General features: G+C 68.8%; 23 protein-coding genes. 9 read left to right on the top strand and 14 right to left on the bottom strand.

Annotation, left to right across the window (positions count from 1 at the left end):
- Positions 1-126 precede the first annotated feature (126 nt).
- Positions 127-2,079 (top strand): M61 family metallopeptidase, encoded by a 1,953-nt coding sequence (locus tag ABQJ56_RS05805; RefSeq protein WP_367844048.1) that lies wholly within the window; start codon positions 127-129, stop codon positions 2,077-2,079.
- Between the two features lie 121 nt (positions 2,080-2,200).
- Here ABQJ56_RS05805 and ABQJ56_RS05800 read toward each other — a convergent pair whose 3' ends face one another.
- Positions 2,201-2,371 carry a helix-turn-helix transcriptional regulator gene (locus ABQJ56_RS05800; RefSeq protein ID WP_367844047.1) on the bottom strand — a complete coding sequence of 57 codons (171 nt, stop codon included), beginning with the start codon at positions 2,369-2,371 and terminating at the stop codon, positions 2,201-2,203.
- Positions 2,372-2,547: 176 nt separating this feature from the next.
- On the opposite strand from ABQJ56_RS05800, the gene ABQJ56_RS05795 reads away from it, so the two are divergent.
- Positions 2,548-2,910 carry a YciI family protein gene (locus ABQJ56_RS05795; protein ID WP_367844046.1) on the top strand — a complete coding sequence of 121 codons (363 nt, stop codon included), beginning with the start codon at positions 2,548-2,550 and terminating at the stop codon, positions 2,908-2,910.
- Positions 2,911-2,913: 3 nt separating this feature from the next.
- Here ABQJ56_RS05795 and ABQJ56_RS05790 read toward each other — a convergent pair whose 3' ends face one another.
- The 6 genes from ABQJ56_RS05790 to ABQJ56_RS05765 form a co-directional block, all read right to left on the bottom strand.
- Positions 2,914-3,243 (bottom strand): ArsR/SmtB family transcription factor, encoded by a 330-nt coding sequence (locus tag ABQJ56_RS05790; protein ID WP_367844045.1) that lies wholly within the window; start codon positions 3,241-3,243, stop codon positions 2,914-2,916.
- A 5-nt stretch (positions 3,244-3,248) separates the two neighbouring features.
- The gene (locus ABQJ56_RS05785; protein WP_367844044.1) at positions 3,249-3,710 is read right to left on the bottom strand and encodes an SRPBCC family protein; all 462 of its coding nucleotides are present in this window, start codon (positions 3,708-3,710) and stop codon (positions 3,249-3,251) included.
- Between the two features lie 98 nt (positions 3,711-3,808).
- Entirely contained in the window at positions 3,809-5,041 is a 1,233-nt protein-coding gene (locus ABQJ56_RS05780; RefSeq protein ID WP_367844043.1) for an MFS transporter, read from the bottom strand.
- Positions 5,038-5,367 carry a hypothetical protein gene (locus ABQJ56_RS05775; protein WP_367844042.1) on the bottom strand — a complete coding sequence of 110 codons (330 nt, stop codon included), beginning with the start codon at positions 5,365-5,367 and terminating at the stop codon, positions 5,038-5,040. Before ABQJ56_RS05775 ends, ABQJ56_RS05780 begins: the two co-directional genes overlap by 4 nt.
- A gap of 14 nt (positions 5,368-5,381) precedes the next feature.
- A complete protein-coding gene (locus ABQJ56_RS05770) occupies positions 5,382-5,945 on the bottom strand; it encodes an isochorismatase family protein (RefSeq protein ID WP_367844041.1) in 564 nt (187 codons plus the stop codon).
- A gap of 36 nt (positions 5,946-5,981) precedes the next feature.
- Positions 5,982-6,431, bottom strand: a complete 450-nt coding sequence (locus tag ABQJ56_RS05765) for a MarR family winged helix-turn-helix transcriptional regulator (RefSeq protein ID WP_367844040.1) — start codon at positions 6,429-6,431, stop codon at positions 5,982-5,984.
- Between the two features lie 165 nt (positions 6,432-6,596).
- Here ABQJ56_RS05765 and ABQJ56_RS05760 point away from each other — a divergent pair, with 165 nt between their 5' ends.
- From ABQJ56_RS05760 to ABQJ56_RS05735, 6 genes are all read left to right on the top strand, one after another.
- Positions 6,597-7,550 (top strand): ABC transporter ATP-binding protein, encoded by a 954-nt coding sequence (locus ABQJ56_RS05760; protein ID WP_367844039.1) that lies wholly within the window; start codon positions 6,597-6,599, stop codon positions 7,548-7,550.
- A complete protein-coding gene (locus ABQJ56_RS05755; RefSeq protein ID WP_367844038.1) occupies positions 7,547-8,308 on the top strand; it encodes an ABC transporter permease in 762 nt (253 codons plus the stop codon). The genes ABQJ56_RS05760 and ABQJ56_RS05755 overlap by 4 nt, the downstream gene beginning before the upstream one ends.
- Positions 8,309-8,382: 74 nt before the next feature.
- Positions 8,383-9,234, top strand: a complete 852-nt coding sequence (locus tag ABQJ56_RS05750; RefSeq protein WP_437343395.1) for a DUF3014 domain-containing protein — start codon at positions 8,383-8,385, stop codon at positions 9,232-9,234.
- Between the two features lie 337 nt (positions 9,235-9,571).
- Complete coding sequence (locus ABQJ56_RS05745; RefSeq protein WP_367844036.1) at positions 9,572-10,174, top strand: 2'-5' RNA ligase family protein; 603 nt, start codon at positions 9,572-9,574, stop codon at positions 10,172-10,174.
- A 145-nt stretch (positions 10,175-10,319) separates the two neighbouring features.
- Positions 10,320-11,033: a class I SAM-dependent methyltransferase gene (locus tag ABQJ56_RS05740; protein WP_437343399.1), complete on the top strand. Its 714-nt coding sequence runs from the start codon at positions 10,320-10,322 to the stop codon at positions 11,031-11,033.
- 179 nt (positions 11,034-11,212) lie between these two features.
- Positions 11,213-12,772: a protein adenylyltransferase SelO gene (locus ABQJ56_RS05735; protein WP_367844034.1), complete on the top strand. Its 1,560-nt coding sequence runs from the start codon at positions 11,213-11,215 to the stop codon at positions 12,770-12,772.
- 94 nt (positions 12,773-12,866) lie between these two features.
- On the opposite strand, the gene ABQJ56_RS05730 is transcribed toward ABQJ56_RS05735, so the two are convergent.
- The 5 genes from ABQJ56_RS05730 to ABQJ56_RS05710 form a co-directional block, all read right to left on the bottom strand.
- Positions 12,867-13,331, bottom strand: coding sequence for a hypothetical protein (locus tag ABQJ56_RS05730; protein ID WP_367844033.1), 465 nt, complete (start codon positions 13,329-13,331; stop codon positions 12,867-12,869).
- Between the two features lie 152 nt (positions 13,332-13,483).
- The gene (gene mfd, locus ABQJ56_RS05725) at positions 13,484-17,071 is read right to left on the bottom strand and encodes a transcription-repair coupling factor (RefSeq protein ID WP_367844032.1); all 3,588 of its coding nucleotides are present in this window, start codon (positions 17,069-17,071) and stop codon (positions 13,484-13,486) included.
- Positions 17,072-17,341: 270 nt separating this feature from the next.
- Positions 17,342-17,944, bottom strand: coding sequence for a GNAT family N-acetyltransferase (locus tag ABQJ56_RS05720; protein WP_367844031.1), 603 nt, complete (start codon positions 17,942-17,944; stop codon positions 17,342-17,344).
- A 100-nt stretch (positions 17,945-18,044) separates the two neighbouring features.
- Entirely contained in the window at positions 18,045-18,593 is a 549-nt protein-coding gene (tsaA, locus tag ABQJ56_RS05715; protein WP_367844030.1) for a tRNA (N6-threonylcarbamoyladenosine(37)-N6)-methyltransferase TrmO, read from the bottom strand.
- Between the two features lie 75 nt (positions 18,594-18,668).
- The gene (locus ABQJ56_RS05710; protein WP_367844029.1) at positions 18,669-19,082 is read right to left on the bottom strand and encodes a winged helix-turn-helix transcriptional regulator; all 414 of its coding nucleotides are present in this window, start codon (positions 19,080-19,082) and stop codon (positions 18,669-18,671) included.
- 106 nt (positions 19,083-19,188) lie between these two features.
- Between ABQJ56_RS05710 and ABQJ56_RS05705 the strand changes: the two genes are divergently transcribed.
- Positions 19,189-19,854: a DUF8737 domain-containing protein gene (locus tag ABQJ56_RS05705; RefSeq protein ID WP_367844028.1), complete on the top strand. Its 666-nt coding sequence runs from the start codon at positions 19,189-19,191 to the stop codon at positions 19,852-19,854.
- Between the two features lie 108 nt (positions 19,855-19,962).
- Here ABQJ56_RS05705 and ABQJ56_RS05700 read toward each other — a convergent pair whose 3' ends face one another.
- Both ABQJ56_RS05700 and ABQJ56_RS05695 read right to left on the bottom strand, forming a co-directional pair.
- Positions 19,963-20,472, bottom strand: a complete 510-nt coding sequence (locus tag ABQJ56_RS05700) for a Slp family lipoprotein (protein ID WP_367844027.1) — start codon at positions 20,470-20,472, stop codon at positions 19,963-19,965.
- A 51-nt stretch (positions 20,473-20,523) separates the two neighbouring features.
- A complete protein-coding gene (locus tag ABQJ56_RS05695) occupies positions 20,524-21,450 on the bottom strand; it encodes a 23S rRNA (adenine(2030)-N(6))-methyltransferase RlmJ (protein ID WP_367844026.1) in 927 nt (308 codons plus the stop codon).
- Positions 21,451-21,782: the final 332 nt, after the last annotated feature.

Below are 21,782 nucleotides of genomic sequence, written 5' to 3'. Positions count from 1 at the left end.
GATGCCTTGCTGCGCGGGAGGACGATGCATGGTTGCACAGCGGCGGCCTGTGCCAGTCGTCACCCTCGTGCGGCGTGCACGTGGTGCTAAGTTGGGGAAATACCCGATCCGCCACCAGGTGCCGCCATGCCCATCGCTTCGCCCGTGCGTCCACAACCCGCCCGCCGCCATGCCGCGGTGCGCCTCGCCCTGGCCGTGTCGCTGGCGCTTGCCGGCGGCTCCGCGTACGCCCAGGTCTCGCGCAGCGTCCAGGTGCCGGCGCCGCAGGACACGCCGTACCCGGGCACGCTTGCCGTGCACGTCGACGCCAGCGACACGCGGCAGGGCATCTTCCGCGTGCACGAGACGATCCCGGTCGAGGCCGGCAAGCTGACCCTGCTGTACCCGGAATGGATTCCCGGCAACCACTCGCCCAGCGGCCCCGTCGCGATGCTCGCGGGCCTGAGGCTCAGCGCGAACGGCCAGCCGGTGGCATGGAAGCGCGACAAGTACGACGTCTACGCCTTCCACCTCGACGTGCCGGCGGGCGCCACCCGCCTGGATGCGGACTTCGAATACCTCTCGCCCCGCCGCGGCGGCTACGAGATGACCGACCGCATGCTGATGCTGGAATGGGACAAGCTGAGCCTGTACCCGGCCGGCCACTACACCCGCGACATCCATGTAACGCCCAGCGTGACCCTGCCGCAGGGCTGGCAGTTCGGCTCGGCGCTGGAGACGGCCTCGCAAGCGGGCGCCACCACCACCTTCAAGCCGGTGGGCTACAACACCCTGGTCGATTCGCCGATGTACGCGGGCCGCTACTTCAGGCGCGTGGACCTCAATCCCGGCGGCCAGGCGCCGGTGCACCTGGATGTCGTGGCCGACGCGCCGAAGTACCTGGAGATGACCCCCGAGCAGCTCAAGCAGCACCGCGCGCTGGTGAGCCAGGCGGTGAAGCTGTTCGGCTCGCACCACTACGACCACTACGACTTCCTGTTCTCGCTGTCCGACGAGCTGGCCGGCAACGGGCTGGAGCACCACCAGTCCAGCGAGGACGGCATGGGCGCGGACTACTTCACCGCCTGGTCCGGCGACGCGCCGAACCGCGACCTGCTGGCGCACGAGTACGTGCACTCGTGGAACGGCAAGTTCCGCCGCCCGGCCGACCTGTGGACGCCGGACTTCAACGTGCCGATGGGCGACTCGCTGCTGTGGGTGTACGAGGGCCAGACCCAGTACTGGGGCTTCGTGCTCACGGCGCGCGCCGGGCTGTGGACGCCCGCGCAGTTCCGCGACGCGCTGGCGATGGTGGCGGCCAACTACGACCGCAACCGCGCCGGCCTGCAGTGGCGCACGCTGGAAGACACCACCAACGACGCCCCCGCCGCGCACCGCTCGGCGCTGCCGTACCGCAGCTGGCAGATGAGCGAGGACTACTACTCCGGCGGCCAGATGCTGTGGCTGTCGGTCGACGCCAGGCTGCGCCAGCTCAGCCACGGCAAGAAGTCGCTGGACGATTTCGCGCAGGCCTTCTTCGGCGTGGACAACGGCAGCTTCGTGACCAAGACTTACACCTTCGACGACGTGGTGGCCGCGCTGGACGGCGTGGTGAAATACGACTGGGCCGGCTTCCTGCGCGCCCGCGCCGATGCCCTGAACCCGCCGCTGCTGGACGGCCTCGCCGCCTCGGGCTGGAAGCTGGTCTACACCGACACGCCCAGCGAATACGAGAAGCAGTACGACAGCCGGCCGGAATCCTCGCGCCACATGTACAACTTCGCCTGGTCGATCGGGCTCACGCTCGCCAAGAGCGGCGAGATCAACGACGTGCGCTGGGGCGGCCCCGCGTTCAAGGCCGGCGTCAGCACCGGCGCCACCGTGGTGGCGGTGAACGGGCAGGCGTACTCGGCCGACGCGCTGAAGGAGGCGATCGTTGCCGCCAAGAGCGGCACGGCGCCGATCCGGCTGCTGCTGAAGTACCAGGGCAACCTGCAGACCGTGCCGGTGGACTACCACGATGGCCTGCAGTACCCGCACCTGGAGCGCATCGCCGGCACGCCGGACTACCTCGACGAGATCATCGCGGCGCGGAAATGAGCTTCCACGTCCTCTCCCTTTTGGGAGAGGACCGAGGTGAGGGGCGAGCACCCGCCAAAGCGCTTCGCCGACGCGTCGATACCCACGGTGAAGCCGGAATACAGCTTTGCGAGGCAACCTTCTACCTCGCATCGTTGGTTGCGGCTTCGCCGCCCGGATTCCAGTGGAACACCTCGTCCAGCCGCTTGCCGAACACGCCGGCGATGCGGAAGGCCACTTCCAGCGAGGGTGAACAGCGACCCTGCTCGGTCGCGGCGAGGGTCTGGCGCGTGAGGCCCGCGCGGATAGCCACCGGGTGCCGGCAAGTCCATGGCGATGGCCTGAGTGCCTGCATCGCGCGCGACCCTCCGCGGGCAGGGCGGCGGGGATTCGCAACGGTTCGGGGCGTGTCGATCCGGCGTCGCATCGTTCGTCGTCCGGACGAGTGCCGCGTGCCACGCGGCGTCGATGCCCCACAGGAGAGACGCGATGCGATTCCTTTCGATGATCCGGATCAACGAACGCGCCGGCCAGAAGCCTAGCGCGAAACTGATGGAAGACATGGGCAAGCTGATGACCGAGATGACGGCGACCGGTGCGCTGCTGGACACCGCCGGGCTGCGGCCCACGGCCGAGGGCAAGCGCGTGCGCCTGTCGCATGGCCGGCAGACGGTGTTCGACGGCCCGTTCACCGAGGCGAAGGAGGTGATCGGCGGCTACGCGATGCTGCAGGCCGCCTCGATGGACGAGGCGCTGGCGCTGACCCGCCGCTTCCTGGCGGTCCATGGCGACGAATGGGAGATCGAGTGCGAAGTGCGCCAGGTCATGGAGGACTGCAGCGAAGCGGCATGACGCTCAGCGCTCGACGAACCGCTTCAGGCGTGCCAGTGCCTGATCCCACTGCGCGGCGATCGCGTCCAGCGAGCGGCGCGCTTCGTCCAGCCGCGAGGGTTCCAGTTCCCATAGCCGCTCGCGGCCTTGCCAGCTGTCGCGCACCAGTCCGGCATCCGCCAGTACCTGCAGGTGCTTGGTGACGGCCTGCCGGGTGATGGCGGTGCCGGTGGTGAGCTGCGCGATGGACAGCGCACCGCCGGCACACAACGCGGCAAGCAGCCGCAACCGCGTGGCGTCGCCCAGGGCGGCGAATACCGGCGCGCTTTTCTGCCAGGCGGGGTTCCGTGCCATGGCGCTCAGCGCCCGGCCAGATAGCGCTGGATGTTCTGCATCTGCTGGTCCCAGCCGCTGCTGTTCATGCGCCAGGCCTCGGCGCGGCGCGCCAGCGGGATGTGGTCGAAGCCGGATTCGACCAGGCGCAGCAGGATGCCATCGGCATGGTCCTCCAGCAGGAACTCCACCAGCGTGGTCGGCTCGTGCGCATAGTCGCCGTCGGGATCGATGGCGTAGGGGTGCCAGCGGTACGAGAACAGGTGCTTGGGCTCGACGCGCTCGATCTGCAACTCGCACAGCAGGTGCTCGTAGCCGGGATAGGTGAGATGGCCGCTGGTGGTCTCGCCGGCGACGAAGCGCTGGCCCTGCAGTTTCATGCCGAACCAGTCGCCAAAGCTTTCGGCGTCGACCAGCGCGTGCCAGACCTTGTCGCGCGTGGCCCGCAGCAGGATCTGTCGTTCGATGCGATCTGTGCTCGTGTTCATGAGGGTTCTCCGAGGCGGGTGAATGCAACCATGCGGTTGCATGTTGCAGTCGCGCCCGGAGAAATGCAACCCAGTGGTTGCGTTATTTGTCTGAGGAATCAGGCCTGGGCTTCCACCGCCCGTACCCGCAGGCCGGCCAGGTGGCGCAGCGCCACCAGCATCGCGGCGAGGCCGGCGGCCGCGCCGACGCCCAGGGCCCAGCGCGGGCCGAAGCGGTCGGCGATCCAGCCGACGATGGGCGCGCCGATGGGCGTGCCGCCCATGGCGACGGCGATGCGCAGCGCCATCACGCGGCCGCGCATGGCCGGCTCCGTGGTGAGCTGCATCAGGCTGTTGGTGCCGGTGGCGAACACCAGTGCGGCCAGGCCGGTGAGCACCAGCGCGGCGGCGAACAAGCCTTCGTTCGGCGCCAGCGCCGCCAGCGCGCAGCCCGTGCCGAACACGGCGCAGGCCGTGCACAGCAGCAGCATGCCCGGTCGGCTGCGACGCGCGGAATAGAGCGCGCCACCCACCGATCCGATGGCGAACGCGGAGGTGAGCAGGCCGTATTGCCCGGCGCCGCCGTGGAACGCGGTGAGCGACATGGTGGAGATGAAGATGGGAAAGTTGAGGCCGAAGGTGCCGATCAGCAACAGCATCACCAGCACGGCCATCAGGTCGGGCCGTCGCCATACGTAGCGGAAGCCCTCGGTGATGCCGCCGACCTTGCGCGACTTGTATCCGCCGTGCAGCTGATCCACGCGCAGTCGCATCAGCGAGGCCAGCACGCCCGCGAACGAGGCGGCGTTGATCAGGAACACCCAGCCGCAGCCCACGGCGGCGATCAGCAAACCCGCCACGGCCGGGCCGATCATGCGTGCCGCGTTGAACGAGGTGGAGTTGAGCGACACCGCGTTGGCCAGGTATTCGTCGCCCACCAGGTCGTTGACGAAAACCTGGCGTACCGGCGCATCGAAGGCGGATACGCAACCGAGCAGTAAGGCGAACACATACACCTGCCACAGCGTGACGGCGCCGCTGACCGTCACCAGCCCCAGGCCCAGCGCCAGCAGCCCCAGCGCGGCCTGCGTGGCGATCAGCAGCCTGCGGCGATCGAAGCGGTCGGCGGCATAGCCGCTCCACGGCAACAGCAGCAGCTGCGGGCCGAACTGCAGCGCCATCACCACGCCCACCGCACTGGCGTTGCGCTGGGTGAGGATGGTGAGCACCAGCCAGTCCTGCGCCACCCGCTGCATCCACGTACCCACGTTGGACACCAGCGCGCCGCCGGCCCAGACGCGGTAATTCCGGATGCGCAGCGCGCGGAACATGCCGGAACCGCCCGCGCTCACCTGCGCTCCGGCGTGTTGCCGCCGTTGAAGCGCCCGAAGTGGCGCGCCATGCACAGGCTCAACAGCAAGGCGCCGGCAAAGGCCGTGCCCATGCATGCCAGGTCGTGCGGATCGAAGCTGCCGACGCGCGCCAGCAGCAGGTAGCCGAGCGCGAGATTGAAAAATCCCCACGCGACGTTCGTGGCCGCGGACGAGAGCCCCTCGCCGCGCGGCCTGGCGAAGGGACTCTGGAACGGCCGTCCCATCAGGCCGCTGACCGCATGCGGCACGGCATTGGCGAGCACGGCGCCGCCGCAGAACCATGACACGAAGTGCAGCCAGGACATGCGGTGCTCCTTGCTCAGCCGCGGCTGCCTGCAAGCAGGGCGATGACCTCGGCGGTGCTTCCGGTTTCGCCGAGGCGCGGGAAGATGCGCGCGACGCTGTTCGCATGCGCGTCGGCATTCATGTCGGTCATCGCGTCGGTGGCCAGGGTGACGTTGTAGCCCAGCTCGTAAGCCTGGCGCGCGGTGGATTCCACGCCGATGCTGGTGGCCACGCCCACGATCACCACCTGGGTCACGCCGAGCTGCTGCAGGTGTTCGTGCAGGTCGGTATGCGCGAACGCACCCCAGGTGCGCTTGGTGACGCGGTGGTCGGTCGCCTGCGCGTCGAGATCCGGAACCAGTTCGGCCCAGTCCGCCGGCAGCTCGCCCAGCCGCCTCGGTTGCTCGTTGCGGCCCGGTGCACCGCCGGCGACGTTCACCAGCACCACCGGCGCATGATGCCTGCGGAAGGCTTGGGTGATCTCCACCACGCGGTCGATCACGCCGGCCATGGGGTGCGCGCAAGGCAGCTGCACGATGCCTTGCTGGATGTCGATGACGATCAGGGCCGTCTTGGGGTCGAGCGTGGTCAGTGCCATGGGGAAAATCCCGTCGTGTGTGGAAAGGGGAGGGGCTCAGCCTTCGGCCAGCCGCTTGAGCAATTCGACGCCGCGCGCGAGGGCGTCCTGTTCGGTGCCGCTGAAGCGTTCGCGGATGGCGTGGAACAGCCAGTCTTCGCGCGCCGCACGGTTGGCGCGGATTTTTTCGCGGGCCAGCCGGGTCAGCGAAAGCAGGATGCGTCGCCCGTCGCCGGGATCGGGGGCGCCGTCGACCAGGCCGAGTGCCTGCAGATCGGCCACCGTGGTGCTCATCGATTGCGGCCTGACATTCTCGGCGCGCGCCAGTTCGCTGACCGTGGCGGTGCCTTCGCGGTCCAGCTGGATCAGCACCGCGATCTGCGAAAGCGTGAGCCCTTCGACGCCGACCTTTTCGCGCAACTGGCGCTTCAGCTTGCCGACCAGCGCACGCAGCTCGTGCGCGGTGGCCTGGGCCTGGGCGAGACGGGGATCAGGGGAGGCTTTCATGGTGGCACATCGTAAAGTATGCACAGGAAAACTGCAAAGTTAAACTTCATATTACTGAAAGTGACCTGCATGCTGTGGCGTCGACCGGTTGATTTCAGGACTTATTGGTTTAGTATTTCCGCTCTTGACTGCCCGGCGGCAGCCGGCGAAACGCGGGAGGCACGCATGAATGCGGCGGTACAAAGGGCGGACGACGACATCCTTGTCGTGCGCGGGCTGGACAAGGTGTACCCGGGTGGCTTCCAGGCGCTGAAGCCGACCGATCTCGAGATCCGGCGCGGCGAGATCTTCGCGCTGCTCGGCCCCAATGGCGCCGGCAAGACCACGCTGATCAGCATCATCTGCGGCATCGTCAACCTCGGCGCCGGCAGCATCACGGTGGACGGCCACGACGTGGTGCGCGACTGGCGCGCCACCCGCTCGCTGATCGGCCTGGTGCCGCAGGAGCTGAAGACCGACGCATTCGAGACGGTGTGGAATACGGTGCGCTTCAGCCGCGGCCTGTTCGGCAAGGCACCGGACGACGCCTACATCGAGCGGCTGCTGAAGGAGCTGTCGCTGTGGGACAAGCGCGACAACAAGATGCTGATGCTCTCCGGCGGCATGAAGCGGCGCGTGATGATCGCCAAGGCGCTGTCGCACGAGCCGCAGCTGCTGTTCCTCGACGAGCCCACCGCCGGCGTGGACGTGGAGCTGCGCCGCGACATGTGGGCGATGGTGCGGCGGCTGCGCGAGAGCGGCGTCACCATCGTGCTGACCACGCACTACATCGAGGAGGCCGAGGAGATGGCCGACCGCGTGGGCGTGATCAACCGGGGCGAGCTGATCGTGGTGGAGGAGAAGGCCGCGCTGATGCACAAGCTGGGCCGCAAGCAGCTGCGCCTGCAACTGCACGATCCGCTGGATGCAGTGCCCGGCGCCTTGGCGGCCCATCACCTGGAACTGGCCGCCGGTGGCAATGAACTGGTCTACAACTACGATACCCAGGGCGAGCGCACCGGCATCACCACGCTGCTGGCCGACCTCGCCGCGACCGGCATCCGCTTCCGCGACCTCAGCACGCGGCAGGACACGCTGGAGCAGATCTTCCTGCAACTGGTCAAGGAGAGCGCCGCATGAACTGGTACGGCATCCGCGCGATCTACCGTTTCGAGATGGCGCGCACCGGGCGCACGCTGATGCAGAGCGTGGCCTCGCCGGTGGTGTCCACCTCGCTGTACTTCGTGGTGTTCGGCTCGGCGATCGGCTCGCGCATCACCAGCGTGGACGGGGTCAGCTATGCGGCCTTCATCATCCCCGGCCTGGTGATGCTGTCGCTGCTGATGCAGAGCGTGTCCAATGCCTCGTTCGGCATCTACTTCCCGAAGTTCGTGGGCACCATCTACGAGGTGCACTCGGCGCCGCTGTCGTTCCTGGAGATCGTGCTGGGCTACGTGGGCGCGGCGGCCACCAAGGCGATCATCGTGGGCCTGATCATCCTCGCCACGGCGCGCGTCTTCGTGCACTACTCCATCGCGCATCCACTGGTGATGGTGGCCTTCCTGCTGCTCACCACGCTCACCTTCAGCCTGCTCGGCTTCATCATCGGCATCTGGGCGGACAACTTCGAGAAGCTGCAGGTGGTGCCGCTGATGGTGATCACGCCGCTGACCTTCCTCGGCGGCAGCTTCTACTCCATCCACATGCTGCCGCCGTTCTGGCAGAAGGTGACGCTGTTCAATCCGGTGGTGTACCTGATCAGCGGTTTCCGTTGGAGCTTCTACGATCTGGCCGACGTGGGGGTGGGCATCAGCCTTGCCGCCACCCTGGCTTTCCTCGTGCTGTGCCTGGTCGCGGTGTGGTGGATCTTCAGGACCGGTTACCGGCTGAAGGTGTGAGCGCGGCCGCTCCGCACTGAACGATTCGGCCGTGCACGAGTCGAACTTGCATCGAGACGACGGGCAGGAGGTGGATGGTGACGTACCGACGCAGATCGGGCAGCAGCGGCTGGACGCTGGCGGTGGTCGCGGTGGTGGTCATTGCCGCGGCGGCCGGCTATGTGGGGTGGCGTGCCACCCAGCCGAACGGAGGCACCGTCCCGGCGGCGGCGTCCACCGCGGCCGCTGCCACGAGCGTGGCGGCGCCAGCCCCGGCGGCCAGCATCCAGCATCCGATCGCGCAGGCCGCGGTGCCGGCATCGGCTTCCACCGCGCCACTGCCCGCGCTGGATGACAGCGATGCCAGCGTGAGTTCGGCGCTCCATGCGCTGGGCGGCGCGGGGCTCAAGGGCCTGTTGCTGCCGCAGCAGGTCGTGGGCCGTATCGTGGCCACGGTCGATGCGCTGCCGCGGCATGCGCTGGGCAGCAGCTTCATCCTGCCGTTGCAGACACCGCGCGGCGCGTTCCGGGCCAACGAAACCCAGGGCATCCTCACGGCCGATGCACGCAACGCCGAACGCTACGCGCCCTACATGGCCGTCGTGCAGCATGCCGATCCGCAGGCGCTGGTGGCGTGGTACGTGCACAGCTATCCGCTGTTCCAGCAGGCGTATCGCGAACTGGGCTATCCCAAGGGTTATTTCAACGACCGGCTGATCGCGGCGATCGACGACATGCTGGCCGCACCCGTGCCGGCACAGCCGCCCGCGCTGCAGCTGGTGCAGGGGCGCTACCTCTACGTCGATCCCGCGCTGGAGTCACGGTCGGTGGGGCAGAAGCTGATGGTGCGGCTGGGCGCGGCCAACGAGACGCGGCTTAAGGCGAAACTGCACGCGATCCGCACCCTGCTGACGGCGCAATCGTTGCCGGCCGCGCGGGCACGCTGACGGGACGTCCCGCAGCTCAGTCGGTTTCACCTGTCTGCGCGCGCCGGGCGTCTTCATCGGCGCGGCGCGAGTGCGCGTCCGAACGCCAGGACACCAGGGGGGAAATTTCCACTGGCCCGTGCTTCGGTATCGGTGTCACGATGGTTTTTCCGGCGAGCATCCCTGCGACCCTGCGTACCCCACGTTCCACTGTGGAGCGGGTCAATGGCATGTTCATGCTTCAGCCCTCGGCCGCCCCTGCGCGACCGTCGTGCGCACTTTAGCGACATTCGCGCCGCGTGCGCAATTACTTGCGGCGACGCCTGCAAAACGGGGTTTCCGGTACTGCGGCACCTTCATGAATGCCTTGGACCACATCGCCGGGCGACACAGCAAGAGTGATTCGTCCACCCGGACGGAGATAGGCACTTGCCGCCTGTTCCTCGCCCTGTTGCCGGACGAGGGCGTGCGCAGGTCGCTGTCGCTGGCTGCAGCGGGGGCGGGGAGGTCGCGGGATGCCGGCCTGCGCCCGGTGAACCCGCGGCGCTACCACGCCACCCTGCATTTCCTCGGCGAGCATGACCGGCCGCGGCCCGATCTGGTCGCGGCGGTGGAGCGGGTTGCCGGCAGCGTGCATGGCATGGCTTTCGACTGGACGCTGGATCGCCTGCGCAGCTTCCACGGGCGTCGTCCGCCGCGCGTGCTGTGCGGCAGCGTGTTGCCGGAAGCACTGCAGCAGCTGTGGCGGCAATGGCGAGACGGGCTGCTGCGGGAGATGCCGGGCCTGAAGCTGGACGAACGCTTCGTGCCGCACGTCACCCTGGCCTATGGTCGCCGGGTGCTGCCGGAGACGGCGGTGACGCCGGTGCACTGGACGGTGGGGGCATTGGCGCTGCTCGAGAGCCGGGCCGCAGGGCGCGACTACCGCGCGCTGGCGCGCTGGCCGTTGCTGCCGGGTTGAGCACGGCATGCGTCATCCGTCATGGGCGCGGCACGGGGCGATCGGGTGCACAATCGGCGTCCCCCCGCTGAAAACGGAGTTCGTCATGCGTCCGACCGTTCTTGCCGCATTGCTTGTACTCGCACTCCCCGCCGCCAGCTCCGCGATGCCCGCCGCGCAATCCGGTGGCCAGTCCATACCCGCCTACGTCACCGCCGCGATCAAGGACCCCGCCCGCGCCGCCGATACGAAAGACGACGCCCGCCGCCAGATGGCCGCGGTGATGACTTTCGCCCAGGTGAAGCCGGGCGCTACCGTGCTGGAGCTGGTGCCCTCCAGCGGTTACTGGACGCGGGTGTTCAGCGCCATCGTGGGACCCGGAGGCCACGTCTATACGGTGTGGCCGGACGAGATGGGGAAGTACTCGGCCAAGAGCTATGCGAACTGGCAGAAACTGGTGGCCACGCCGCATTACGCCAACGTCACTCTGCTCCAGCAGCCCGCCGCCCGGCTCAGCGTGCCGGTCAAGGTCGATGTGGTGTTCACCGCGCAGAACTACCACGACTACCACGACCCGTTCATGGGGCCGGTGGACATGGCGGGATTCGACAAGGCGGTGTTCGACGCGCTCAGGCCCGGCGGGGTGTTCGTGGTGATCGACCACGTGGCGCCGGCCGGCTCGGGGCTGGCCGACACCGACACCCTGCACCGCATCGATCCCGCGGTGGTGAAAAAGGAAGTGGAGGCCGCCGGCTTCGTGTTCGACGGCGAGAGCGACGCGCTGCGCAACCCGGCCGATCCGCATACCAAGGCGGTGTTCGACAAGTCGATACGCGGCCACACCGACCAGTTCATCTATCGCTTCCGCAAACCGAAGTGACCAGCTGTCACGCGAGCCATCGATGGCTCGCAGGCGGCCCGTCACGTCCGTGATGGGCCGGCGGAACCCAGCCCGGCCTGCGGCCGGACCGGGCGAGTCTGGAAAGTGCAGGAGGCATTTTCCGGACATCGGGTAACACGCCCTGCAGGTTGGTGCGCGCAGCGAGCTACCATCGCAGCATGCACACGCTGCATTTCGACAACGCCTTCCTCGGCGAACTCCCCGGCGATCCCTCCGACGCACCCGGCCCGCGCGAGGTGGCTGGCGCCTGCCACTCGCGGGTTCTGCCCACGCCGGTGGCCGCGCCCCGGCTGCTCGCCCATTCGGCGGAGATGGCTGCCGCGCTCGGTTTCGGCGCCGAGGAACTCGCCAGCGACGCTTTCGCGCAGGTGTTCGGCGGCAACGCGCTGCTGCCCGGCATGCAGCCCTGGGCGGCGAACTACGGCGGCCACCAGTTCGGCGTGTGGGCGGGCCAGCTCGGCGACGGCCGTGCGATCTCGCTGGGCGAAGCGATCACGCCGAGTGGCGAGCGCTGGGAGCTGCAACTGAAAGGCGCCGGCCCCACGCCGTATTCGCGCGGCGCGGACGGCCGCGCGGTGCTGCGTTCCTCGATCCGCGAATTCCTGTGCAGCGAGGCGATGCACCACCTGGGCATTCCCACCACGCGCGCACTGTGCCTGGTGGGCACTGGCGAGGCGGTGGTGCGCGACATGCTCTACGACGGCCATCCGCGTGCGGAACCCGGCGCCATCGTCTGCCGCGTGGCGCCTTCCTTCATCCGCTTCGGCAGCTTCGAGCTGCCGGCATCGCGTGGCGACACCGCGCTGCTGCGGCAACTGGCCGACTTCACCATCCGGCGCGATTTTCCGCAGCTCGCGGGGCAGGGCGAAACCTTGTACGGCGACTGGTTCGGCAACGTCTGCGCACGCACCGCGCGGTTGCTCGCCGGGTGGATGCGGGTGGGCTTCGTGCACGGGGTGATGAACACCGACAACCTGTCCATCCTCGGCCTCACCCTGGACTACGGTCCCTACGGCTGGATCGACGACTACGATCCGGACTGGACGCCGAACACCACCGATGCGCATCGCCGCCGCTACCGCTACGGCCAGCAGCCGAACGTGGCGTGGTGGAACCTGTCGCGGCTGGCCGCCGCGCTGGCGCCGCTGTTCGGCGACACCGCGCCGTTGCAGGCCGGACTGGACCGCTACGCCGCCGTCTACGCCGAGGCGGATCGCGCCAATGTCGCCGCCAAGCTCGGACTCGCCGCCTGCCGCGACGAGGACGTGGCGCTGATGCAGTCATTGCAGGCCTTGCTGCACGAGGCCGAGGTGGACATGACGCTGTGGTTTCGTGGCCTCGCCGACTTCGATCCGCAAAATCCCGTGCTGGAATCGCTGCACGAGGCGTTCTACGACGAGGCGAAGCGCCGTGCGCACGAAGCCGCCTTCGGCGATTGGCTGGCGCGCTACGCTGCCCGCCTCGCCGACGACTCCTTGCCTGTCGCGGAGCGCCGCGTCCGCATGCGCTTCGCCAACCCGCGCTACGTGCTGCGCAACTATCTGGCGCAGCAGGCGATCGAACGCGCCGAGCAGGGCGACTGTGCCGGCGTCCACGAACTGCTCGACGTGTTGCGTCATCCGTACGACGAGCAAGCCGGCCGCGAGGTCTTTGCGCGCAAGCGTCCCGACTGGGCACGGCACAAGCCCGGCTGTTCGATGCTCTCGTGCAGTTCCTGACCAGGAGCCTGCCTAACGTCTCCACATGCGATCCTCCCTGGCCTGTGCGCAAACAGCTCCCGGCGCGGGCCACGTGGAGGCGTTGGGCAGGCTCTCAAGGCTTCCGCCCACGCACGATCCGCACCCACGGGAACATCCGGAATCCCGGCCACGAGCGCTGCACGGTGAAACCGGTCTCGCGCAGGATCTGCGCGTAGAACGCGGTGGCGCGGCCGCGCGGCAGGCGGCGCGCCGCTTCAAGCAGCAGCAAGCCGCGGCCGCAACCCACGTCCAGCACCTGCTCGTCGCCGTGCAACCGCAGGGCGTCGATCACCTGGCGCGCCACCTGGCGCTTGCCGTACAGGCTGCTCAGCGTCATCAGGATCGCTTCGGCGCACAGCACGAAGCCGGTATAGCGCATCGTCAGCGACAGCGCGGGCGCGAAACCATCGAAAAGGCTGGCGAGCAACAGCAAGGGGCCGCCGATGGCGAAGCCCAGCACCAGGCCCGGCGCGTCGATGCCGAAGCGCGGCTGGCCGGGTGCACGGCCCTGCTCGCTTTCGCGGGTGTTCCCCTCCATGTCGCATCCTCGATGCGATGGCCCGGCCATCTTCCCGGCGCGCAGGCGCGGCGATCCAGCGACAGCTGGCATGCCGAAGGAATGCATCGGCATGCACCGGGCCGGTGCTGACCATGCGCTGCCGGGCCCTTCCGGGCGATGGCTGGCATGGTTCAGCCGGGCCGTCGCGCCCCCAGCAGCACCAGCACTTCCTGCGCGCTGCGGATGCGCTCGCTGGCGCCGGGCAGGTCGAGGGTGACGCGCAGCTTGTCCTGGCCGTCCAGCTTGTACACGCGTGGCAGGCCCTGGATCAGCTTGATGATCGCCAGCGGATCGACCTCGGGTTTCTCGCGGAACACGATGCGGCCACCGTTCGGTCCGAAGTCCAGCTTGCGGATGCCCAGCGGCGTGGCCATCAGCTTGAGGCCGGACAGCGCGAACAGGGTCTTCGTCGGTTCGGGCAGCAGGCCGAAGCGGTCGATCATCTCCACCTGCAGGTCGCGCAGCGCGTCCTCGTTGCGCGCGCTGGCGATGCGCTTGTACAGCGTCAGGCGCGTGTGCACGTCGGGCAGGTAGTCGTCGGGGATCAGCGCGGGCAGGTGCAGTTCCACCTCGGTCTCGTGCTCGGACGACAGGTCGAAGTCCGGCACCTTGCCGCTCTTCAGCGCGCGCACGGCGCGGTCCAGCAGTTCGGTGTAGAGGCCGAAGCCGATCTCCTGGATCTGGCCGGACTGTTCGTCGCCCAGCAGCTCGCCGGCGCCGCGGATCTCCAGGTCGTGCGTGGCCAGGGTGAAGCCGGCGCCGAGTTCCTCCAGCGAGGCCAGCGCTTCCAGCCGCTTCTCCGCATCGGCGGTGATCGACTTGCGGTCGGGCACGATCAGGTAGGCGTAGGCGCGATGGTGCGAACGGCCCACGCGGCCGCGCAGCTGGTGCAGCTGGGCCAGGCCGAAGCGGTCGGCGCGGTCGATGACGATGGTATTGGCCGTGGGAATATCGATTCCCGTTTCAATAATCGTGGTGCACACCAACACGTTGAAGCGCTGGCGGTGGAAGTCCGCCATCACCCGTTCCAGCTCGCGCTCGGCCATTTGCCCGTGGGCCACGCCGATGCGCGCTTCCGGGATCAGTTCCTCCAGCTCGCGCGCGGTGCGCTCGATGCTCTCCACTTCGTTGTGCAGGAAATACACCTGGCCACCGCGTTGCAGCTCACGCTGGAACGCCTCGCGGATGGTGGCCGGGTCCCACGCCGAGATGAAGGTGCGCACGGCCATGCGGTGCGCGGGCGGCGTGGTGATCAGCGAGAGGTCGCGCAGCCCGCTCATCGCCATGTTCAGCGTGCGCGGGATCGGCGTGGCGGTCATGGTGAGCAGGTCGACTTCCGCGCGCAGCTTCTTCAGCTGCTCCTTCTGGCGCACGCCGAAACGCTGCTCCTCATCGACCACGACGAGGCCGAGGTTCCTGAACTTGATGTCCGGTTGCAGCAGCTTGTGCGTGCCCACGATCACGTCGATCTGGCCGTCGGCCAGCCGCTTCAGCGCCTCGTTCACTTCCTTGCTCGACTTGAAGCGCGAGAGCACGTCCACTTTCACCGGCCAGTCGGCGAAGCGGTCGGCGAAGTTGCGGTAGTGCTGCTGCGCGAGCAGGGTGGTGGGCACCAGCACCGCCACCTGCTTGCCGGCGGTGGCGGCGGCGAAGGCGGCGCGGAGGGCGACTTCGGTCTTGCCGAAGCCCACGTCGCCGCAGATCACGCGGTCCATCGCGCGCGGCGCGGCGAGGTCGCGCAACACGGCGTCGATGGCCTGTTCCTGGTCGGGCGTTTCCTCGAACGGGAAGCTGGCGCCGAATTCCTCCACCAGCTGGCGGTCGATCGACAGCGACTCGCCGCCGCGCGCCTCGCGCTGGGCGTAGATCGCCAGCAGCTCCGCCGCGACGTCGCGCACCTTCTCGGCGGCCTTCCTGCGCGCGCGTTCCCAGGCGTCGCCGCCCAGCGAATGCAGCGGTGCCAGCTCCGGAGCGGTGCCGCTGTAGCGGCTGACCAGGCCGAGCTGGGCCACCGGCACGTAGAGCTTGTCGCCCTTGGCGTACTCGATGACGAGGAACTCGCCCTCCATGCCGCCCAGTTCCATCGACAGCAGGCCCTGGTAGCGGCCCACGCCGTGGTCGACGTGCACGATGGGCGAGCCGACGGACAGCTCGGTGAGGTCGCGGATGATCGCGTCGGGATCGCGCGCGGCGCCGCGGCGCCGGCGGCGCTCGGTGCGCACGCGCTCGCCGAACAGCTCGCGCTCGGTGAGCACGGTGAGCGCCGGTTTCGTCAGCGCGAAGCCCTGTTCCAGCGGGGCGATGGTGATGGCGAATTTCGCTCCCTCCCCTGCGTGCAGGGGAGGGTTGGGGAGGGGTTCTGCAGGCTTGCCGCGAACCCCCTCCCGGCCTCCCCCTGCACGCAGGGGGAGGAGAAAATCCTGCCATCCGTCGACGTGCGCAGGCTTCAGCCCTGCGCCCGCCAGCGTCTCCACCAGCGCTTCGCGCCGGCCGGCCGAATCGGCAGCGACCAGCACGCGGCCCGGGTAGCTTTCCAGGAAATGCCGCAGCGAGGTGCCCGGCTCCTCGCCCTTGCGGTTCAGCGGCAGCTCGGGCGCCGGCTGGGTACCGGCGTCCGCCGCGTGCGCATGGCCGCTTTCAACGACTTCCACGCGCAGGCGCTTGTTCAGCTGCTCGCGCAACTGCCCGGGCGACAGGTACAGCTCGGCCGGCGGCAGCACCGGACGTTCGATGTCGTGGGCACGCTGGTCGTAGCGCTCGGCGGTCTGCGTCCAGAACTGGTCGGCCGCCTCGCCGGCACCTTCGCCGAGCACGAACAGCGCGTCGTCGGCCAGGTACTCGAACAGGGTGGAGGTGCCTTTCCCTTCATGCGGATCCTCCGCAACACCCCGCATATCCATGTGCGGACTCTTCGCAGGAAAGAACAGCGGCAGGTAGTACTCGATGCCGCCGGGCGTCACGCCTTCCTTCATGTCCTGGTAGAGCGGGCAGCGGCGCACGTCGATCGGGAAGCGCTCGCGCAGCGCGTTGCGGAAATCCTTGGCGGCGTTCTCGGTGAGCGGGAATTCGCGCGCGGGCAGCAGCTCCACCTTTTCCACCGGCTGTGCGGAACGCTGCGTCTCCGGGTCGAAGCTGCGGATGGAGTCGACCTCGTCGTCGAACAGCTCGATGCGGTAGGGCTGCTCCGTGCCCATCGGATAGATGTCGATCAGCGCGCCGCGCACGGCGAAGTCGCCGGGCTCGGCCACCTGCGGCACGTTGCGGTAACCGCTGGCTTCCAGCCGGCGCTGCTCGGTGGCGAGGTCGAATTTCTGCCCTTTCGCCACCATCAGGCCCGAGCCGGTGATGTGCGAGCGCGGCGCGATGCGCTGCATCAGCGTGGCCACCGGCACCACCAGCACGCCGAGCTTCACGCCGGGCAGGCGGTACAGCGTGGCGATGCGCTGCGAGACGATCTCCGGGTGCGGGCTGAACACGTCGTAGGGCAGGGTTTCCCAGTCCGGGAAGTGCAGCACCGGCAGGTCGCCGGCGAAGATGCGCAGTTCGTCCTCCAGCGCCGAGGCGCGCTGGGTGTCGCGCGTCACCGCCACCAGCAGGCCTTCATGCGAGCGTGCAGCCTCGGCCAGCAGCAGCGCGCGCGACGAGCCGTGCGGCGTCGTCCAGTAGCGGCGCTGTTTCGGTGTGGTGGGGAGCGGGGGATGCGGGATCGGGGCGGGCATGGACACGTTGGCACTGGGGGCGCGAACGTCTGATCGCACCGGGAAAGCGCCCAAGTGTAGCGTGATGCGTAAGCTTGGCTTTTTCCTCTCTCAGCGGGGACGCGGGGAAGGGCCATGGATGGCCCTGCTCTGAGGGGCGAGGAAGAGGATCGAGGAGATGGGGCGGGTGCTCGCGGGAATGCCGCCGACAAAGCCTGCTTCGGCTTTGCGGCGAGGCAAACATGGCCCCTCACCCCAGCCCTCTCCCCGCTGGGGGGAGGGAGCAGTGCGTTACAGCCGCAGCGTGATCTGCGCCGTGCCCGGCTCGTCCGGCATCAGGCGCTGGGTGAAACCCAGTTCCCGGCACAGCTCCAGCATCGGGCGGTTCTCCAGCAGCACATAGCCCCAGATCTCGGCGAGGCCGCGGCGGCGGCAATCGTCGACCAGGCGCTGCATCAGCAGCGCGCCGAGGCCGATGCGGCTCCAGTCGTGTTCCACGATCACCGAGAACTCGGCGCTGTCGGCGGACTCGTCCACATAGATGCGACCCACGCCGCGGATTTCGGCGGGGCGGGCCGACTCGTCCACCAGCACCAGCGCGGTCTCGCACGTCGGGTCGATGTTGCACAGGCGCCGTGCCATCGGCGCGGGCAGCTCGGACATCGCGTGCAGGAAACGGCGACGGATGTCCTCCGGCGACTGCCGGGCAAAGCAGCGCTGCAGCGCTGCCACGTCGCCGGGTTCGATATCGCGCAGCCACAGCTCGCGGCCGTCGCGGCTGCGCACGCGTTCGCCGCGGGTGGTGTGCACGGTGAGCGCAGGGGCATAGCGTTCGCGGCTGCGCGGGGGCAGCGGCGGGTGCGGGGTGGTCGAGCGCAGGCTGGCGGAGATCATTTCAATACTTCGGCGTATTGTGTGCAGTGCAGCATGTTCCGATTCCAGCCTGGATACAAGTCCTTGCGCCGGTTTGCCGCAGTCGCGCAAGCGCCGCGATTCAGCTTTTCTCGTCGTTGGCGGGTTTCCGCGGCCGCCTTGGACCAGGGGCGGAATGCCGGCCCTGCGCCGCGTCGATCGCGTCGATCCAGCCGGCGCGCGAATCGGGAAAGGCATCGGCGTAAGGCACATAGGGCTTGATGTCGAGGATGGGCGTGCCGTCCAGCAGATCCACGCCGCGCACACGCAGCGCGCGCTCCTCCACCGCCACCAGCTCGACTGCGGACAGCCCGATGGCGTTCGGCCGATGCGGCGAGCGCGTGGCCAGCACGCCGCGCTTGCCGCCGCCGCGCGGCGGTCGCACCTGCGGCTTCCAGCCCTCGCTGCGGTGGAACACGAACAGCAGCCAGATCCGCTCGAAGCCGGGGAGATCGGCAAACGCTTCAGACGGCAGGCTCTCCACGAACTCGATGCGCGCCTCGACTTCGCTGCCCGTTTCGGTGCCCGCCACCACGGTGGACTGGTGCGGCGCATCGATGCGCCGCGCATAGGGCGAGCGCACATGGGCGATGGGGCTGGCGGTGAAGGGAGTGACGTGCGACGTCGACATGGTCGGGCATGCGAGCCATGGTCCGGAGGTGGCTGCCATTGTAGTGGTCGCGTTAGGCGCCGCCGGCTGTCTTGTTTATTTCGCGCGTGTCGTGCGCGTGCGCCGCGTGGTCGCCGCCGGTGCCGCGGTTCCGCCGCCGGCCGGCCCCCGGCCCATCACCACCGTTCCCGGTATGTGCCGCTTGCCCCAGCGTACGAACGCGAGCAGCACGTCGCCCAGGGCCTTGCCCTTCGGGGTAAGCGTGTAGGCGTAACGCACCGGGCGCTCCTGGTAGGGTGTGCCGACGATGATGCCGGCAGCCTCCAGACGCTTGAGGCGCTCCGCGAGGATATTGGTCGGGATGCGTTCCGGCGAGTCCGCGAGCTCACCGTAGGTGCTCTTGCCGTGCAACAGGTCGCGCACCACCAGCAGCGACCATTTGTCGCCCACGATGTCGAGCGAATTGGCGACCGCGCAGGCGGAGCGCGCGAAGGGCTTGGCGATACTCATTTTCGCTGGCTCTCGATGATGGGAGGCCTGTCACTTGCATTATGCAAGCAAGTGGGGTAGCGTCGCCATAGACTTGCAAAATGCAAGTTGCTTGAGGAGAGCGCCCATGTCAGCCACGGCTTTTCCGCGCCCGACCAGATCCCGTCCCATGGGGAACGGCGGCATCCGCCCCGGGATCATCCTGGTCCTGTCCCTATGGTTCGCGCTTGTCGTGTCACTCGGTGCATCGGGCGCCTTCGTCGGGCGTCCCGGGCAGCCGCCGATCGCCATTGCCATCGGGGTCGCGACGCCCCTCCTGCTGTTCTTTGCGTGGCTGCGGTTCTCGCCGTCGTTTCGCGCGTTCGTTCTCTCGCTCGACCTGCGCCTGATCACGGGCATGCAGGCCTGGCGATGGGCCGGCCTGGGCTTCCTGTCACTGTACGCACACGATGTGCTGCCGGCCGTGTTCGCGTTGCCGGCGGGCCTGGGCGACATGGCGGTAGGCTTCGTCGCCCCATGGATGGTCCTGGCCCTTGCACGTCGCCGCGACTTTGCCGCCAGCCGTGCATTCGTCCGCTGGAACGTGCTGGGCATGCTCGATCTTGCCGTGGCCATCGTCCTTGGGGCCTTGAGTGCCAGCTTGTCCACGGGGGCCCCGGGCGAGGTCACGGCCGCTCCCATGGCAACGCTGCCGCTGCTGGTGATCCCGGCGTTCCTGGTTCCGTTGTTCCTGATGCTGCACACCGCGGCCTTGATGCAAAGCCGGCTCATCGCCCGCGGGCAGGACGTGTAAGGAAGCACGGCAGCGGCCGGCGTGCTGTCTGCTGTCGGCGGTGGCGACGGTACGCCGGCCGCTCCTGTCGTTCCTGGGCCTCGCGCGGTTGCGGCGCCGAGGCGCGGCTCAGCGGATGCCAACCCCCAGCCCCACGCCGAAGCTGACATTCGGGTGTCCGCTGCGCATTTCCCCGGCAGTCCACACGTGCGATTGCGCCGCGCGCACCAGCGGGAACACGTAGTCGGCTTCGCCGACCTTGCCGGCGCGGCTGCCGGCCAGCTGGCCGTCGACGGTGATCGGGGCGCCGGCGGGATAGTTCATCGGCTCGGCGTAGCCGGGCACGATGGCGATGAAGCGACCGCTGCCGCCAGCGCCGAATTCCGGGCGCTGCGAAGAGTCCAGCGGGTAGGCAAGGATCTCGATCTCGCTGTGGTCGGGCAGGTTGCGCACATCCACCACGCGGCCGCCCCAGATCACCTGGCCGTGTGCGTATTGCTCCGGAGCCTGCGCCACTTGCATCGGCGTGGCGGCGATGATGCCGGGCGCGTTCTTGTAAATCGGTGCGGGTGCGCAGGCGGCGAGGCCGAGCAGCAGGGTGGGCAGAAGGATGCGGGCGGCAACGGTGGCATGGCGCATGGCGGGCTCCCGGATCGTGTGATGGCCTGAGCGCAAAGGTGCGTCGCGAGCTTAGCGTCGGCGCGGTGTGGGCGGTAGCCGCAGTGGCCTGGCGGGCGCGGCAGCGGTTTCGCTCGCCAGCCAATCCAGCTTCCATTCGGCCGGATGCTCCTGCGTCAGCAGGCGTGCCAGCGCGCGCAGCGGCTCGCGCAGGGTTTCGTCGAGTTGCCAGGGCGCATTGATGATGGCCATGCCGGAACCGTTGAGGCGCAGCGGCGAGTCGTCGCCGTGCACCAGCAGTTCCGCGCGCAGCACGCGCCTGGCGCCGCAGTGGCCGAGCCAGCGCAGGAAGGGCTGCACCTGGCTGCGCCGCTTGATCGGGTACCAGATCGCGTAGATGCCGGTGGGCCAGCGCTGCAAGGCCTCCTTCAAGGCCTGCTCGATCAGCCGGTACTCGGCCTCCTGCGCCTCGTAGGGCGGATCGATCAGCACCAGGCCGCGCTTCTCCTTCGGCGGCAGCAGCGCCTTCAGCGCCTCGTAGCCGTTGCGTTCGTGCACGTGCATGCGCGCGTCGCGACGTAACAGCTCGCGCAGGCGCGCGGCCTCCTCCGGATGCAGTTCGCATAGTTGCGCGCTGTCGATGTCGCGCATGGCCTGCGCGACTTGCAGCGGCGAGCCGGGATAGAGCTTCAGCCCGTGTTCGTTGCCGGGCAGCGCGAGGATGGCGTCCAGCCAGCGCCGCAGCAGCGGCGGCAGCGCGGCAGCGTGGGCGCCGCCGCCGTGCAGGTCGGGAAACAGCAGGCGGGCGATGCCGTCCCGGTATTCGCCGGTCTTGTCGGCCTCGGCGCCATCCAGCGCGTAGCAGCCGCTGCCGGCATGGGTGTCGACCACGCAGAACGGGGCGGGCTTGAGCCTGAGCGCTTCGACCAGCGCCAGCAGCACCGTGTGCTTCAGGACATCGGCGAAATTGCCCGCGTGGTAGGCGTGGCGGTAGTTCATGGCGGCGACCGTGGGTATTGGCGCGCAAGTATAGGCCGCGGGTGGTGCGCGGGCCGCATGAAGGCCGCTGCAGAGCGGGCGCCGGGCGGCTGCTTTGACCTGGCGTTGGCCCGCTGCGCGGTTCCGGCCTGCGTGCGGTGCACCCGTCCGGCTTTCGCCCATGGCGGGTGGCGGCGCCCTTGCCTTGAGACCTGCGTGCGCCCGATACCGCGCGTCCGGGCCAAGGTGCGTGCCTTCATCGAGCATCTGCGCGAGTGCATCGCCATGACGAAGGCCGGGCATCCGGCGACTGGAGCGGCCGCGAAGCAGGCCGCAGCAGCCACGCAGGGGCG

The sequence above is a fragment of the Rhodanobacter geophilus genome (assembly GCF_040812275.1).
Lineage (GTDB): Bacteria > Pseudomonadota > Gammaproteobacteria > Xanthomonadales > Rhodanobacteraceae > Rhodanobacter_A > Rhodanobacter_A geophilus.
Note: the sequence above shows the minus strand (reverse complement) of the source record. Positions and strands in the feature narration are given on the sequence as shown.

Coding starts and splice junctions, on each gene's coding strand:
- ABQJ56_RS05805 (WP_367844048.1), top strand. CDS start 127: ATGCCCATCGCTTCGCCCGTGCGTCCACAACCCGCCCGCCGCCATGCC.
- ABQJ56_RS05795 (WP_367844046.1), top strand. CDS start 2,548: ATGCGATTCCTTTCGATGATCCGGATCAACGAACGCGCCGGCCAGAAG.
- ABQJ56_RS05790 (WP_367844045.1), bottom strand. CDS start 3,243: ATGGCACGGAACCCCGCCTGGCAGAAAAGCGCGCCGGTATTCGCCGCC.
- ABQJ56_RS05785 (WP_367844044.1), bottom strand. CDS start 3,710: ATGAACACGAGCACAGATCGCATCGAACGACAGATCCTGCTGCGGGCC.
- ABQJ56_RS05775 (WP_367844042.1), bottom strand. CDS start 5,367: ATGTCCTGGCTGCACTTCGTGTCATGGTTCTGCGGCGGCGCCGTGCTC.
- ABQJ56_RS05770 (WP_367844041.1), bottom strand. CDS start 5,945: ATGGCACTGACCACGCTCGACCCCAAGACGGCCCTGATCGTCATCGAC.
- ABQJ56_RS05765 (WP_367844040.1), bottom strand. CDS start 6,431: ATGAAAGCCTCCCCTGATCCCCGTCTCGCCCAGGCCCAGGCCACCGCG.
- ABQJ56_RS05760 (WP_367844039.1), top strand. CDS start 6,597: ATGAATGCGGCGGTACAAAGGGCGGACGACGACATCCTTGTCGTGCGC.
- ABQJ56_RS05755 (WP_367844038.1), top strand. CDS start 7,547: ATGAACTGGTACGGCATCCGCGCGATCTACCGTTTCGAGATGGCGCGC.
- ABQJ56_RS05750 (WP_437343395.1), top strand. CDS start 8,383: ATGGTGACGTACCGACGCAGATCGGGCAGCAGCGGCTGGACGCTGGCG.
- ABQJ56_RS05745 (WP_367844036.1), top strand. CDS start 9,572: ATGAATGCCTTGGACCACATCGCCGGGCGACACAGCAAGAGTGATTCG.
- ABQJ56_RS05740 (WP_437343399.1), top strand. CDS start 10,320: ATGCCCGCCGCGCAATCCGGTGGCCAGTCCATACCCGCCTACGTCACC.
- ABQJ56_RS05735 (WP_367844034.1), top strand. CDS start 11,213: ATGCACACGCTGCATTTCGACAACGCCTTCCTCGGCGAACTCCCCGGC.
- ABQJ56_RS05730 (WP_367844033.1), bottom strand. CDS start 13,331: ATGGAGGGGAACACCCGCGAAAGCGAGCAGGGCCGTGCACCCGGCCAG.
- mfd (WP_367844032.1), bottom strand. CDS start 17,071: ATGCCCGCCCCGATCCCGCATCCCCCGCTCCCCACCACACCGAAACAG.
- ABQJ56_RS05720 (WP_367844031.1), bottom strand. CDS start 17,944: ATGATCTCCGCCAGCCTGCGCTCGACCACCCCGCACCCGCCGCTGCCC.
- tsaA (WP_367844030.1), bottom strand. CDS start 18,593: ATGTCGACGTCGCACGTCACTCCCTTCACCGCCAGCCCCATCGCCCAT.
- ABQJ56_RS05710 (WP_367844029.1), bottom strand. CDS start 19,082: ATGAGTATCGCCAAGCCCTTCGCGCGCTCCGCCTGCGCGGTCGCCAAT.
- ABQJ56_RS05705 (WP_367844028.1), top strand. CDS start 19,189: ATGTCAGCCACGGCTTTTCCGCGCCCGACCAGATCCCGTCCCATGGGG.
- ABQJ56_RS05700 (WP_367844027.1), bottom strand. CDS start 20,472: ATGCGCCATGCCACCGTTGCCGCCCGCATCCTTCTGCCCACCCTGCTG.
- ABQJ56_RS05695 (WP_367844026.1), bottom strand. CDS start 21,450: ATGAACTACCGCCACGCCTACCACGCGGGCAATTTCGCCGATGTCCTG.